Annotated in this window: 7 protein-coding genes and 4 pseudogenes; 7 read left to right on the top strand and 4 right to left on the bottom strand. The window is 44.8% G+C overall.

Annotated features, from left to right (window positions below; genetic code table 11):
• Nucleotides 1-13: 13 nt before the first annotated feature.
• Nucleotides 14-1,530: pseudogene (locus JCM10512_RS06760) on the bottom strand (DUF4301 family protein).
• A 107-nt stretch (nucleotides 1,531-1,637) separates the two neighbouring features.
• Between JCM10512_RS06760 and JCM10512_RS06755 the strand changes: the two are divergent.
• Nucleotides 1,638-3,852 (top strand): annotated as a pseudogene (locus JCM10512_RS06755) (RelA/SpoT family protein).
• A 603-nt stretch (nucleotides 3,853-4,455) separates the two neighbouring features.
• Here JCM10512_RS06755 and JCM10512_RS06745 read toward each other — a convergent pair.
• From JCM10512_RS06745 to JCM10512_RS06735, 3 genes and pseudogenes are all read right to left on the bottom strand, one after another.
• A complete protein-coding gene (locus JCM10512_RS06745; protein ID WP_044161616.1) occupies nucleotides 4,456-5,607 on the bottom strand; it encodes an MFS transporter in 1,152 nt (383 codons plus the stop codon).
• Between the two features lie 8 nt (nucleotides 5,608-5,615).
• Nucleotides 5,616-6,436: pseudogene (panB, locus tag JCM10512_RS06740) on the bottom strand (3-methyl-2-oxobutanoate hydroxymethyltransferase).
• Nucleotides 6,437-6,561: 125 nt separating this feature from the next.
• Nucleotides 6,562-7,209, bottom strand: coding sequence for an HAD family hydrolase (locus tag JCM10512_RS06735; protein ID WP_044161614.1), 648 nt, complete (start codon nucleotides 7,207-7,209; stop codon nucleotides 6,562-6,564).
• A 104-nt stretch (nucleotides 7,210-7,313) separates the two neighbouring features.
• On the opposite strand from JCM10512_RS06735, the gene JCM10512_RS06730 reads away from it, so the two are divergent.
• The 6 genes and pseudogenes from JCM10512_RS06730 to JCM10512_RS06705 all read left to right on the top strand — a co-directional run bounded on the left by JCM10512_RS06730 (nucleotide 7,314) and on the right by JCM10512_RS06705 (nucleotide 14,797).
• Nucleotides 7,314-8,669: an MATE family efflux transporter gene (locus JCM10512_RS06730; RefSeq protein ID WP_044161612.1), complete on the top strand. Its 1,356-nt coding sequence runs from the start codon at nucleotides 7,314-7,316 to the stop codon at nucleotides 8,667-8,669.
• Between the two features lie 167 nt (nucleotides 8,670-8,836).
• Nucleotides 8,837-9,640, top strand: coding sequence for a metallophosphoesterase family protein (locus tag JCM10512_RS06725; RefSeq protein ID WP_044161705.1), 804 nt, complete (start codon nucleotides 8,837-8,839; stop codon nucleotides 9,638-9,640).
• Nucleotides 9,621-10,379, top strand: a complete 759-nt coding sequence (locus JCM10512_RS06720) for a hypothetical protein (protein WP_044161611.1) — start codon at nucleotides 9,621-9,623, stop codon at nucleotides 10,377-10,379. The genes JCM10512_RS06725 and JCM10512_RS06720 overlap by 20 nt, the downstream gene beginning before the upstream one ends.
• 18 nt (nucleotides 10,380-10,397) lie before the next feature.
• Nucleotides 10,398-11,066 carry a Crp/Fnr family transcriptional regulator gene (locus JCM10512_RS06715; protein ID WP_044161609.1) on the top strand — a complete coding sequence of 223 codons (669 nt, stop codon included), beginning with the start codon at nucleotides 10,398-10,400 and terminating at the stop codon, nucleotides 11,064-11,066.
• A 419-nt stretch (nucleotides 11,067-11,485) separates the two neighbouring features.
• Nucleotides 11,486-13,117 (top strand): hydroxylamine reductase, encoded by a 1,632-nt coding sequence (gene hcp / locus JCM10512_RS06710; RefSeq protein WP_044161607.1) that lies wholly within the window; start codon nucleotides 11,486-11,488, stop codon nucleotides 13,115-13,117.
• A 212-nt stretch (nucleotides 13,118-13,329) separates the two neighbouring features.
• A pseudogene (locus JCM10512_RS06705) lies at nucleotides 13,330-14,797 on the top strand (potassium/proton antiporter).
• Nucleotides 14,798-14,953 lie beyond the last annotated feature (156 nt).

Below are 14,953 nucleotides of genomic sequence, written 5' to 3'. Positions count from 1 at the left end.
AAGTCCTATCTATTTATTGATGCTGTTCACGCAACAAATCATTCACAGTCTTCACCGGATTGAATGTAGTCAAAGGAACTTCCACAAATACGGTGTTCCAGTCACTCATAGCTCCATTCCAAAGTCCGGGAAGTTCGAGCGCTTTGAGCTCTTTACCGTTCTTCGATTTGTAGGAGATAAATCCGGTTGCCTTATCCACATACTTATCTAAATCAAACTTATGGCCTTTATAATCGCGCACGGCACAGACCAGATCAACGGGATTAAAGTGTGTTCCGTTCTCAAACATATCTTTCTTGGTGGGATCGTCCATGTCGATTTGCGAGCTTTCAAGTATTTGCAACGAAATCGTTCCATCGTTGTTGTACGCCAGGAATGGCCCCCCACCCGGTTCGCCCACATTCTTCACCATACCGCAAACGCGCATCGGGCGATTCAGTTTCTTTCTCAGATAGATGATTAGTTCGGCGTCTTCGAGGTTTTTGACCTCCGGATTCTTGCAATACAATTTCTTCTGTACAAATTGGAGAATCTCCAGCACCTGTTCATGTGTATATGTACCTTCATCCAGAAGTTCCATGTATTCAAATGCTTGCTTCTGAAGCGAAACCAGTACGCCGGCAATCAGTTTTTTGTAAGTAACGGTATCTGCTTTCAACCTGTCGGGCACTACGTTGTCGATATTCTTAATAAAGATAATATCCGCATCCAAGTCGTTCAGGTTCTCAATAAGGGCTCCATGGCCACCGGGACGGAACAAGAGTTTGTCATTGTCGCGGAAAGGCTCGTTATCCATATCGGCGGCTATTGTATCGGTATTCGGTTTCTGCTCGGAGAAGGTGATGTAGTAATCCACTCCGTAGCGTGTGCCAAATTCACCGGCCTTCTCTTCTACGAGTACTTTAAACAGTTCCCGATGTTCGGAGGATACGGTAAAATGCACATTTACTTTGCCACTCTTTCCGGTAGCATACATCATACCTTCCACCAAATGCTCTTCAAGCGGTGTACGTGCCCTTCGGGGTATTTGTGAAACTTCAGAAGTCCTTTGGGAAGTGCTCCATAATTTAGGCCGGCTGTTTCGAGCAGAGCGGCAACAACTGCTTTATAATTTCCTTCTTCGAGTAAAGCCGGAATATCGTTGCCTGCTGTACGCAGACAGGCGGTGTTCAAGTCGTCATAGAAAGCAAAATTGCCGATTCCATCGAAGAAAGCCTCCTCAAACTGCGTGGTGGGTTTCTCGTAATCGGCTGATAAAAACTCAAATAGATCTTTGAACATACGACTCGCTGCTCCGGAAGCGGGTACAAACTTAACGATTGTCCGATCCGTATTTCGGTAAGCATCCCAATTCTCCAGATACTCGTTCCGTTGCTCCTCGGTAGGAGCCAATATACCTTTTTCTAATGAAGCAGCAGCGTCAAGCTTTAAAAAAGGAAAACCTTTTTGAAAACAAGCCATCTGTTCGGCTATCTGCGCTTCAGAGATGCCTTTTTTAGCAAGCAAATCTTTGTCCTGTGTTGTTATCATAATACCTACTTTTTATTAATTGATGCCCAAAAATACAAAATGTTATTTACTTCTTACCGAATAATCAATAAAAAAACTACTTTTACATCGAATTAATAGGATTAGCAATGAATGACTTTTTTACTAAGGGGGAAAAGAAAGTTCTTTTTTCACTCTACAGACGACTAATACAATCCGCAGGAGACAGCATATTCTTGAAAGATTGCCAGAAACTGAAGAAGCATCTTATCAAAGCAGCTGAATGTAACAAGCTCCAACGAAATAATTTCGGAATGAATCCGGTGATCAGAGATTTACAAACCGCGGTCATCGTATCCGAAGAGATCGGGATGAAAGGTTCGTGTCTCATCGGAATCATGCTGCATGAAATCGTCAAAGGAGGAATTCTCAAGATTGACAGTGTGCAGTCGGAGTTCGGTGACGACGTAGCCAGCATCATCAAAGGGCTGGTCAAGACCAATGAACTCTATGCCAAGAGTCCGGCCATCGAGTCCGAGAACTTCCGCAACCTGCTCCTCTCCTTTGCCGAAGATATGCGGGTGATCTTGATCATGATTGCCGATCGTGTGAACATCATGCGTCAGATTAAAGATACCGACAATGACGACGACCGTTTGAAAGTAGCCTACGAAGCAGCCTACTTGTACGCTCCATTGGCGCACAAGCTGGGGTTGTATAAACTGAAATCCGAATTGGAGGACTTATCGTTGAAGTACACACAACGAGATACTTACTATTTAATAAAGGAGAAGCTGAACCAGACCAAAGCGTCTCGCGATAAGTACATCGCGTCCTTTATCGACCCAATCAATAAGATGGTGAAGGAAGCCGGTTTGCAGTTCGACATCAAGGGACGTACCAAGTCGATTCACTCCATCTGGCAAAAAATGCAGAAGCAGAAGACTTCTTTCGAAGGAATTTACGACTTGTTTGCCATTCGTATCATCCTCGATTCGGACCCTGATCCGGCGAAGGAGAAACAAGAGTGCTGGCAAGTATATTCCATCATTACAGATATGTATCAGCCCAACCCGAAACGTCTTCGCGACTGGCTTTCAATTCCGAAAAGCAATGGTTACGAGTCTCTTCACATCACAGTAATGGGCCCGGAAGGCCGATGGGTGGAAGTACAAATCCGCACACGACGTATGGATGAAATAGCCGAACGCGGTCTGGCAGCCCACTGGAGATACAAAGGTGTTAAAGGGGAAACAGGCCTGGATGAGTGGCTGACTTCCGTACGCGAGGCTTTGGAAAACGCCGAAAGTGACTCCATGAAAGTGATGGATCAGTTCAAAATGGACCTTTACGAAGACGAGGTATTTGTGTTCACACCCAAAGGCGACTTATTTAAACTAGCCAAAGGGGCCACTGTACTCGACTTCGCCTTTCATATCCACAGTAAGCTGGGATGTAAATGTATCGGCGCCAAAGTAAACGGTAAGAATGCACAGATCAAGCAGAAACTTAATAGTGGAGATCAGGTAGAGATTACAATCTCCAACACGCAGACACCCAAACAGGACTGGTTGAATATTGTCACAACTTCCAAAGCACGCACCAAAATCAGGCAGGCATTGAAAGAAATGGCAGCACGTCAGCACGATTTTGCCAAGGAAACACTGGAACGGAAATTCAAGAATCGCAAGCTGGAATATGATGAAGCAACCATGATGCGTCTTATCAAACGTTTGGGATTTAAGAATGTGACGGAGTTCTACCAGAGCATTGCCGATGGCGGATTGGACGTTAACGGACTGTTGGACAAGTATGTTGAACAACAAAAACGTGATAACGATCCGCATGACGAGATAACCTACCGAAGTGCGGAAGGCTACAACCTGCAAGCCATACAAGAGGAAACAACCTCGAAAGAGGATGTGCTTGTGATTGACCAGAACCTAAAAGGACTTGATTTTAAGTTGGCTAAATGTTGTAACCCGATTTATGGGGACGACGTCTTTGGTTTTGTCACGGTTGCCGGAGGAATCAAGATTCACCGCATCGACTGCCCGAATGCCGGTCAGATGCACGAACGTTTCGGTTACCGGATCGTGAAAGCCCGCTGGCAGGTAAATCGCAAGGAACGCAATATCCGATTACGCTGCGTGTGGTAGGACATGATGATATTGGGATTGTGACTAATATCACTTCGATCATCTCCAAAGAGAATGGGATCACGCTCCGCTCCATCGGTATCGAATCGAACGACGGTTTATTCGCAGGTACGCTAACAGTCATGCTGAGTGATACCGGACGTTGGAAGCTCTGATTAAGAAACTGCGTACCATAAAGGGAGTTAAGCAAGTAAGCAGAAACTGACTTTAGCCAACCGGAGAGGTGATGCTCAAGCAGCTTCTTAGAAGGGCGATTCACAACTTACGATAAAGAAACAAGGTAGCCTGTATATACGGAGTCAATGGTTGACGTTACTCCAGTTATACAGGCTACTATTATTAATAAGGAGTACCAAATAACTCCATACGCTCGCATCATGAACCGGACTTGGAGGCTCCTCACCCAACGTCTTCGAACTTTGCAAGAGATACCGAATAGATATTTTTTGGAAGTCCAACGGGTTTTCATCCCGATTGAGAAGTGTATATGCAACTCAAAGTTAGCAAGCATTTTAGGAACGAATGACTCTTAACAACGCTCGACTTCTCCCTTCGCTTTCCGAGTGGTAAGTTGTGAATCGGAAGAGTTCAAGCGTTCCTCACGGCTTTCTTCTCTTACTTTACCCGGGGCTTTGGGAGGTAATGCCCTGGGCTCTTGAACTGTTTGCCCCGGGCTAATTCAAATTTGCCCGGGGCAAACAATCGGTATAACTTTAGCTGATTGCTATTTATACATCCTTGATTATCATTGAGTACGCTTTCGTTTCAACCCGCTTTACAGCCTTTGGGTTTACGTACTTTGGCCGATCTACCTGATCTTCATTTTCAGGAAATAGGGATAGGTAAGCAGTAGAAAGAATAGTAACGAGGCTCCGGAGGCAAGTTGTCCGATGAGAACCAACTGATCCATATCTACCACACAAGAAGTGGCCATACCGAGTGAGAAACCAATTTCACAACACAGCAGATGGGTCGTATTGGCTGTTCCACGTTGGCAGTGCTCGGATAGCTTCACAAAGATGAGCAGAAATTCGGGAATAGCCAATCCCAAGCCCAAACCGAGAATGACGGCAGGAACCAGCATGGGAATACACGGTATTAACATGACCATGCCGATAACCAGCAAGCTAATACCCATAATAACCGTTCGCAAGGTTTTATCTTTCAAGCGCAGCATACGGAACAATAAAAGAGAAGAGAGAAAGCCTACTCCGATACCCAAAAAGAAGGGCAAGGGCCTGCCTATTCCACCCAATATGCACGAATTCAGGTACGGATGTACCGATGCGATAAGCAATCCCGGAATAAATGCGATTAAGATGAGGTTGAGCGAGGGCAACCAGGCTCGCGGCAATAAAAAACGGTCTAATGAATAAAGCTTGGTCACGATCGGAGCCCGGAAAGGAACATATACGCCCCAAGCAGAAAGTATTCCTATACTGCCCACCGTAATGGAAAGATAGAGCGAGTCGCGGAAACCATACGTTTGATAAAACCAGATTCCCAAGGCCACACCTGCAATCATCCCAAAACGGGTGATCCACGAAAGGCTTACGTTGCCGGCACTACGCAATGTGGAACCGGTAACGTCAATAGCCAATGTAATACCTGCTGTGGTAGCCAGTCCGAAGGCAACGCCCTGTGCAGTGCTCAATAGCAACAACTCGGTCAGGCTGCTGACAAAGGCATACCCGACGGTAGCCGCCATCATTGCGGCCAAAGAGAATATGCACACAAATTTACGCTTATACGCATCGATCAGATACGCATGGAAAGGACCGATAAGAAACATTCCTAATGTGAAAAACAGGAACATAATTCCGGTCTGTGTCACAGGTACTCCCAGACGTCCCGCCATCTCTAACGGAAGAACGGGGAACATCACATACAAGGAAATAAACATCAACAGATTAGCTAAACAGATCCTCATAAAATGATTCGTCCACAATGTTGGTGCCATATAAACTTTTAATATTGCTCTTTCTCGTTCGGGAAGTCGCAGGTCTTTACGTCAGACACGTAATGACTGATAGCCTCGGTCATAATCGTATGCAGATCGGCATAACGACGCAAAAAACGGGGACGGAATCCATTGTTCATTCCCAGCATATCCTGAATAACCAATACCTGTCCATCGACATCGCCACCTGCACCAATACCAATAATGGGAATTGTCAGTTCGGAAGCTACACGGGCGGAAAGGCTCGCGGGAATTTTCTCCAGCACAATGGCGAAACAACCTGCTTCTTCCAAGAGCCGGGCATCCCGAATCAGTTTCTCAGCTTCGGCATCGTCCTTAGCACGCACGGTATATGTACCGTATTTATTGATCGATTGAGGCATCAAACCCAAATGTCCCATGATGGGGATTCCGGCGCTCAGGATGCGTTTGACGGTACCTATTATTTCTTCGCCACCTTCGAGCTTTAACGCGTCGGCATGACTCTCTTTCATGATGCGGATGGCAGATGCCAAACCTTCCAGCTCGTTGCCCTGATAAGAGCCAAACGGCATATCAACGACTACCATGGCGCGTTTTACACCACGTACCACAGACTTGGCGTGATAGATCATTTGGTCGAGCGTGATCGGTAAAGTGGTTACATTACCCGCCATCACATTAGAAGCCGAATCTCCCACCAAGATGACGTCCATCCCGGCACCGTCTACGATTTGTGCATGGTGTAGTCGTACGAAGTGAGCATTGATATTTTTTCGCCTCTTTGCTTCATTTCAATCAGGCGATGGGTTGTAACTTTTCTTGTGTCATCTGATATATAACCAGCCATGTCTTTTCTATTTTAAAATTAAAATTAATTTTCTGCAAGAACTCCCTGTGGAAGCTGCTTTTAAAAACCGGCGCAAAGTTATAACATTTAATTCAGATCAGACAAAGAAAAGCTAATATTTCATCTTACCGGTGTATGGCTATGAGTTTGGCGTAGGTGAAGTCGGTGAAGTCGTCCATAATATAATGGGCTTTCCCGCTAATGGCTTCACGCGTGTTGGTGGTAGCCAGTCCGATCACAGTAGCTCCGGAGTCCATACCTGCCTGCAAACCGTGAAAAGAATCTTCGAATACATAGGTGTGTTCGGGAGTTGTGCCGAATATTTCCATGCCCAGCAAGAAACAGTCCGGCGCGGGCTTTGAACGCGCGAACATCTCCCCGGTAAGGATTCTATCTACATTTCCCTTAAATTCCGGATGTGCCCGATAGACATTGGCCATCTTCTCTTCATTGGAACTGGTTACTATCGCGATTTTCACCCCATTCTTCCGTAGATCGCTCATAAAAGATTCAACACCGGGGATGTATTCGTAGGCCATTTCTTTCTCAAAACGATTGAGGTCGGCTGTGATTTGTTCTTGTTCTTTGGCTTTATCGGCAAAGTGGTTTTCGTAAATCTGGGCCAGTGTCTGCCCTTTAATACGGCGTCCGAAGTCGGCTTCGTTTAAGTACTTACGGCCTTGTTCATCCCAGAAAACGGTGTACTGCGTCTCCGTATCCATAACTACACCATCAAAATCAAATAGCACGGCAATATTCTTCGTCATATCCATACAATCTCTTTATATAAAACTTACTAGTATAATTGCAGCAAAGTTCCGAATAAACATCGGATAAGGCAAATTATTTATAACTTTGCCCCACTTAAAAAAATGTAATGGAAAAGAACACCTCCCATATATTAGGCACCGAAAAGATTGGTAAACTACTATTGCAATACTCTATTCCGGCTATTATCGGAATGACACTTACTTCGATCTACAACATCATCGATAGCATCTTTATCGGTCACGGCGTAGGGCCTATGGCTATTGCCGGATTGGCCGTCAGTTTTCCGCTGATGAATCTGGTGATCGCCTTCTCGACACTTGTTTCTGCGGGAGGGTCTACCATCGCTTCCATCCGCCTGGGACAAAGGGATCAGCAGGGAGCGACCGAGATTCTTTCACATACTTTTATGCTTTGCCTGACCAACTCGGTGCTCTTTGGAATTGTTGCGTTTATATTTCTCGACCCTATCCTGACGTTCTTCGGTGCCAGTGCCGATACGCTTCCGTACGCACGCAGCTTCATGCAAATCATCATACTGGGTACTCCGATCTCCTACACGATGATCGGACTGAATAATGTGATGCGGGCAACCGGTTACCCCAGAAAAGCAATGCTTACTTCGATGGTGACGGTTGTAGCCAATATCATACTGGCTCCGATCTTCATTTTTCACTTGGGCTGGGGTATGCGCGGAGCGGCTCTGGCAACGGTTATCTCGCAGACAATCGGTATGATATGGGTACTCAACCATTTTATGAATCAAGAAAGTACGGTGCATTTTGAGAAGAAAGTGTGGAAAATGAAGAAACGCATCATCAGCAGTATCTTCTCCATCGGTATGTCTCCTTTCTTAATGAACGCGAGTGCTTGTGCGATTGTGATTGTGATCAACAACAGTCTGCAAAGTCATGGAGGAGATATGGCTATCGGTGCTTATGGTATCATCAACCGCCTTCTGACTCTTTATATAATGATTGTTCTGGGACTGACGATGGGTATGCAGCCAATTGTAGGGTATAACTTCGGAGCACAGAATATAGATCGCGTCAAACAGACGTTACGTTTGGGCATTATTTGGGGAGTGATTATCACCAGCAGCGGTTTTTTGATTTGCGAATTGTTCCCGCATGCTGTTTCCGCCATATTCACCGATAGCGGCGAACTAATCGATATCGCTGCTTCGGGTATTCGCATATGTGTGCTGATGTTCCCCTTCGTTGGGGCGCAAATCGTTATCGGTAACTTCTTTCAGAGTATCGGGAAAGCTAAAGTTAGTATATTCCTTTCACTTACACGTCAATTACTCTACTTACTCCCTTGCCTGCTGCTTTTTCCGCATTGGTGGGGAGTGAATGGTATATGGGGCAGCATGCCGGTTTCTGACGCACTGGCTTTCATCACCGCCGTTGGCAGTCTACTTATATATATAAAGAAGATAGGTAAACAATCCCTCGCGAATTAGGAGCTAATATGGCTATATATGACATTCGTTCTGTTTCCTCATTGGAATAGGACGAATCGTCCTGTTTTCTGTTCTATAATTCCTATTTACTCAATTTATTTGTGGGATTTCGAGACAAAACTATATATTTGCATCCGGTTTTCAAGACTTTTAAATATTCTATAATTATGCTGAAAGGGAACTTATATACAGCGCTATTCTGCCTGCTCCTTACCGGATGCGACATGATAGATTATCATCCTTATGATGTGCGGGTAAGCGGAGAAAGAGACGTTAATGCACACAATATCGAACAGATAGAGGCCAATTGTAAAGGTAAAACATCGCTTCGCTTTGTAACCATGGGCGACTCGCAACGTTGGTATGACGAAACGGAAGATTTTGTGAAAGTGATTAATAAGCGGACGGATATAGACTTTGTCATCCATGGTGGAGACTTGAGTGATTTCGGTCTGACTAAGGAGTTTATGTGGCAACGCGATATCATGAATCAGCTTAAAGTGCCTTATGTGGCACTGATCGGTAACCACGATTGTTTAGGTACGGGAGAGGAAACGTTTAAGGCTGTCTTCGGACCGACCAACTTCTCTTTTATCGCCGGTAACGTGAAATTTGTCTGCCTGAATACCAATGCACTGGAGTATAACTATTCAGAGCCAATCCCCAACTTCGATTTTATCGAAAAGGAATTCGAGGATCGGAAGGACGAATACGAGAAGACGGTTGTCAGCATGCATGCGCACCCCTTTGCCGATGTATTCAATAACAATGTGGCCAAAGTGTTTCAACATTACATTACGCAGTTTCCGAATTTGCAGTTCTGCACGGCGGCACATAATCACAGCTTCAGCGATAAGGAGCTTTTCGAAGACGGAGTTCATTACATCACAAGTGATTGTATGAAGAACCGCAGTTACATAGTGTTTAACATAACCCCAGAAGGACATAGTTATGAAGTGGTTGAATTCTAAATATCTCCTACAAGTAGGAGCATTAACCCTACTCCTGCATTTGCCACTCACAACTTCGGCAAGCATACAAGCAGACACGTTAATCCAAAATATCCCGACTGATCTCGTCACGCTTGGTTGCGCGTCGGGCAATGAGGTAGATTCCCCAATCGTTTCGGAACTTCCGGCAACCCCCACATCGTATGACCGCCGGGTGCACCGCTTCCGGAAAAGTTGGCAGAGTATTATCCCAACCCATTCTAAGATACAGTTCGCCGGCAATATGGGATTGCTTTCGTTTGGTACAGGTTGGGATTACGGTAAACATAACCAATGGGAGACGGATCTGTTGTTTGGCTTTATTCCGAAGTATTCTTCCAAGAAAACGAAGATTACCATGACGCTTAAACAGAACTATATGCCTTGGAGTATCGATTTGGGAAAGAACTTCTCAACCGAACCGCTGGCATGTGGCTTGTATCTGAATACGGTATTCGGCGACCAGTTTTGGGTTAAGGAACCGGAAAGATACCCACGGGGGTACTACGGTTTCTCCAGCAAAATACGTATTCATGTCTATCTCGGACAGCGTTTGACCTATGATATAAATTCAAATAAACGGTTCTTGGCGAAGTCGGTTACCTTCTTCTATGAGCTAAGTACCTGTGACCTCTATCTGGTCAGCGCGGCGACTAATAGTTATCTTCGCCCCAAAGATTACCTGAGTTTATCTTTCGGACTAAAATTCCAATGGCTATAACCAATCAATACTACAATTATGATACCTACACTCATCAACAATCCATTATTCCGGGGTATTAGCCCGGAAACCTTGGCAGCCAGTTTGCAAGAAGTGAACTTCCTGACTCATTCCTATAAGAAAGGAGAAATTCTGGCAAGACAGGGGGATGTGTGCAATCGCCTGATCATCCTGACCCGTGGAAGTGTACGGGGAGAAATGATTGATTATTCCGGGCGACTGATCAAAGTGGAAGATATTTCGGCTCCCAGAGCGATTGCTCCGCTATTCTTATTCGGTGAAGAAAATCGTTATCCGGTTGAGGTAACGGCTAATGAGTCGACAGAGGTTATCGAAATACCCAAAAGCAGTGTGCTTGCTCTCTTTCGTAAGAATGAGCGGTTTCTGGAGAATTACATGAATCTATCGGCCAACTATGCCCGTACCTTATCCGATAAGCTGTTCTTCATGTCTTTCAAAACCATTCGTCAGAAGATCGCTTCTTATCTATTACGCTTGCACAAGCAGCAGCAACAGACCAAGATCACCCTTGATCGCTCGCAACAAGAGTTGAGTGATTACTTCGGGGTTTCGCGTCCTTCGTTTGCCCGCGAACTGGCTCGCATGCAGGAAGACGGCATTCTGATTGCTAACCGGAAGGAGATCACAATCCTTCGTAAAGAAGACCTGATACGCCTGATTCAATAAATAGGCCTCCGGTTCGGGGAAGCGGCTTTGCTTTTCCGAACCTACTTGATAGTACGGCACATACTCCTTCCCCTTCCCCACTTTTCAAAGAATAGACGCTTTGTCGTCACGTTACACCTGGCTGATTCCGCCTGAACACTTTATTTATCAGACTTAGAGCAACTTTTGCGTACCCCCTCGTTACATTGAATATCCACTTCGCTGCCAAGAGTCTAACGTCCTCAGTCATCAACTTATCAAGCAAATACACATCATCGGTTGACTGAAAATCATTCGAAAATACTATTCAACGACGAATAATCTCAAAAAAACACGTCTTTAGCTAAAAAAAAGACCCATTGTAACATTGGTTACAGAACTACCCCTAACCTTTGCCCTACTTTTGTGTTTATTAAAGAACCAATCAATACGTAATAATTATGAATATGTTCTGTTATCAATGTCAAGAAACCGCAATGGGTACCGGATGTACTCTAAAAGGTGTGTGCGGCAAAACTGCCGAAGTAGCTAACTTGCAAGACCTACTACTTTTTGTGGTACGCGGTATTGCTGTGTATAATGAACATCTGCGCAAGCAGGGAGAACCCTCTCAAGAGGCTGACAAATATATCTACGATGCTCTGTTTGCAACCATAACCAATGCAAACTTTGACCAGGCGGATATAACTGAAAAAATAAAGAATGGCTTGAAACTAAAGAAAGAATTGAGTCGCAAAGTGGAACTAACCAACGCTCCTGACGAATGTACTTGGGATGGCAGTGAAGAAGAATTCGAAGAAAAATCACTGACTGTCGGTGTACTCCGCACTCCGAACGAAGATATCCGTTCATTGAAAGAACTGGTTCATTACGGTTTGAAAGGTATGGCAGCTTATGTAGAGCACGCTCATAACCTAGGTTATGAATCACCTGAAATCTTTGCGTTCATGCAACATGCCTTGGCTGAGCTGACTCGTGAAGATATCACACTGGACGAATTAATCGCTTTAACGCTGGAAACCGGTAAGCATGGCGTTTCGGGTATGGCGCAATTGGATGCAGCCAATACTACTAGCTATGGTAATCCTGAAATATCTGAAGTAAACATCGGTGTAGGTACCAATCCGGGTATCCTGATCAGCGGACACGACTTGAAAGATATCGAGGAACTGTTGCAACAGACCGAAGGTACTGGTGTAGATGTATATACTCATAGCGAGATGCTTCCTGCCCATTACTACCCGCAATTGAAGAAGTACAAACACTTGGTCGGTAACTATGGTAACGCATGGTGGAAGCAAAAAGAAGAGTTTGAAAGCTTCAATGGTCCGATCCTGTTTACCAGCAACTGTATCGTTCCTCCACGTTCGAATGCTACCTACAAAGATCGTATTTATATTACCGGAGCATGTGGTTTGGAAGGTGCTATCTATATTCCCGAACGCAAAGACGGCAAGCCCAAAGATTTCTCCGCTCTGATTGCTCATGCTAAACAATGCCAACCACCTGTATCGATCGAAACAGGAACGTTGGTCGGAGGTTTCGCTCACGCTCAGGTAATCGCTTTAGCTGACAAGGTTGTCGAAGCTGTAAAAACCGGAGCAATCCGCAAGTTCTTTGTAATGGCAGGCTGCGACGGTCGTATGAAGAGCCGCGATTACTACACAGAGTTTGCTGAAAAATTGCCCAATGACACAGTTATCCTGACTGCAGGATGTGCCAAATACCGGTACAACAAATTGCAACTCGGTGATATCAATGGTATCCCACGCGTGTTGGATGCCGGACAATGTAACGATAGCTACTCTTTGGCTGTCATCGCCCTAAAACTGAAGGAAGTCTTTGGTTTGGATGATATCAACCAGTTGCCAATCGTTTACAACATCGCTTGGTACGAACAAAAAGCAGTAATCGTGCTCTTGGCACTGTTGTATCTCGGAGTGAAGAATATCCATTTAGGCCCAACTCTTCCGGGATTCCTGTCACCCAATGTAGCTAAAGTATTGGTCGAAAACTTCGGCATCGGAACTATCAGCACAGCTGATGAAGATATCATGCGTTTCTTGTCATAATCGCATACTTGTTTTCCGGAAGGAGTCATTGGCAGAAATGCGAATGGCTCCTTTTTTATTAACCTGAAAATCACAAAGCAATAGAGTGCCCGAAACCAATTAACTACTCTTTTTTTAAAATACAGCTAAAAAGTTATTCAGTTTCTTGTCAGAATTGTATATCTTCGCAACGACCCTCGGTGATTAATCATTAAACTGAAAAACATATATATATGATATTTACATCAGAAAACATCTTACTTATTGGTTCCATTCTACTCTTTGTAAGCATCCTGGCAGGTAAAACCGGTTATCGTTTCGGTGTGCCCGCTTTATTACTATTCCTCCTGGTAGGGATGTTTTTTGGTAGTGATGGATTGGGGTTGCAATTCAGCAATGCCAAAGAAGCCCAATTCATTGGCATGATAGCTTAAGCATCATTTTGTTTTCCGGTGGCATGGACACTCAATACAAAGAGATTAAGCCCATTATTGTCCCGGGACTTGTACTCTCTACTTTCGGCGTACTACTTACCGCCTTATTCACCGGTCTATTTATCTGGTGGGTTTCCGGGCAAAGCTGGACCAACATTCACCTGCCCATCACTACCTCCCTGCTGTTAGCCTCTACTATGTCGTCTACCGACTCAGCCTCCGTATTTGCCATACTACGCTCGCAGAAGATGAGTCTAAAGCATAATCTGCGTCCGATGCTTGAACTGGAAAGTGGAAGTAATGATCCGATGGCGTATATGCTTACCATTGTCCTCATACAGTTCATTCAAACCGCCGATATGGGGATAGCTCAATCTGCACGTCCTTCATCATACAGTTTATTGTCGGAGCCTTAGCCGGATATTTGCTTGGCAAACTAGCCATCCTCATGCTTAATAAGATCAATATCAATAATCCGGCTCTCTACCCGATTCTGCTATTATCTTTCATATTCTTTACCTTCTCCATTACCGATATACTGAAAGGCAACGGCTACCTAGCCGTCTACATTGCCGGTATATTGGTCGGAAACAGTAAGATAACGCATCGCAAAAACATATACACGGTCATGGATGGACTGGCTTGGTTGTGCCAGATCGTCATGTTCCTCTGCTTGGGATTGCTCGTCAATCCGCACGAGATGCTTGAAGTAGCAGCCGTCGCTTTGTTAATTGGCATATTCATGATTCTCATTGGCCGCCCGTTGAGCGTATTTCTCTGTCTGCTTCCTTTTAAAAAGATAAATATGAAATCGCGTGTATTTATCTCCTGGATTGGTTTACGAGGTGCTGTACCGATTATATTTGCTACCTATCCGGTAGTGGCCGAGGTGGAGGGATCCAATGTTATCTTCAACATTGTATTCTTTATTACGATACTCTCGCTGATCATACAGGGCACCACTGTTTCCACCGCCGCCCGGCTTCTTCGTCTCTCCACGCCTTTGGTAAAGACCGGTAATGAATTCGGTGTAGAACTGCCGGAAGAAATAGATACAAAAGAGCTTTTGGATATGACAGTCACAGAAGCCATGCTAGAGCAAGCAGATACCCTGAAAGATATGGAGCTACCTCAAGGCACATTGGTCATGATTGTAAAACGGGGTAATGAGTTTCTCATCCCGAATGGAACGTTATTGCTGCATGCGGGCGACCAACTTCTGCTTATCTCTGAGAAAGATCAGGAGAAGGCAAAAATACCCGACTAAATCCGCACGGACGATCTATAATTATGTGCACTAAAACACCAGCCTTTTTGCAATATATTGCAAATAAAGCGGAAATAAACATGAATAAATGACATAGAAAAAGCACCTACAGGCTATGTAAGTGCTTAATTATCAGGGGAGCGGTAAACGAGACTC

The sequence above is a fragment of the Bacteroides reticulotermitis JCM 10512 genome (assembly GCF_000517545.1).
In the GTDB taxonomy this organism is placed as follows: domain Bacteria; phylum Bacteroidota; class Bacteroidia; order Bacteroidales; family Bacteroidaceae; genus Bacteroides; species Bacteroides reticulotermitis.
This window is presented reverse-complemented; position numbering and strand designations above follow the sequence as displayed.

Excerpts from the sequence above, each read along its gene's own strand:
- JCM10512_RS06745 (WP_044161616.1), bottom strand. The coding sequence starts at position 5,607 with ATGGCACCAACATTGTGGACGAATCATTTTATGAGGATCTGTTTAGCT.
- JCM10512_RS06735 (WP_044161614.1), bottom strand. The coding sequence starts at position 7,209 with ATGGATATGACGAAGAATATTGCCGTGCTATTTGATTTTGATGGTGTA.
- JCM10512_RS06730 (WP_044161612.1), top strand. The coding sequence starts at position 7,314 with ATGGAAAAGAACACCTCCCATATATTAGGCACCGAAAAGATTGGTAAA.
- JCM10512_RS06725 (WP_044161705.1), top strand. The coding sequence starts at position 8,837 with ATGCTGAAAGGGAACTTATATACAGCGCTATTCTGCCTGCTCCTTACC.
- JCM10512_RS06720 (WP_044161611.1), top strand. The coding sequence starts at position 9,621 with ATGAAGTGGTTGAATTCTAAATATCTCCTACAAGTAGGAGCATTAACC.
- JCM10512_RS06715 (WP_044161609.1), top strand. The coding sequence starts at position 10,398 with ATGATACCTACACTCATCAACAATCCATTATTCCGGGGTATTAGCCCG.
- hcp (WP_044161607.1), top strand. The coding sequence starts at position 11,486 with ATGAATATGTTCTGTTATCAATGTCAAGAAACCGCAATGGGTACCGGA.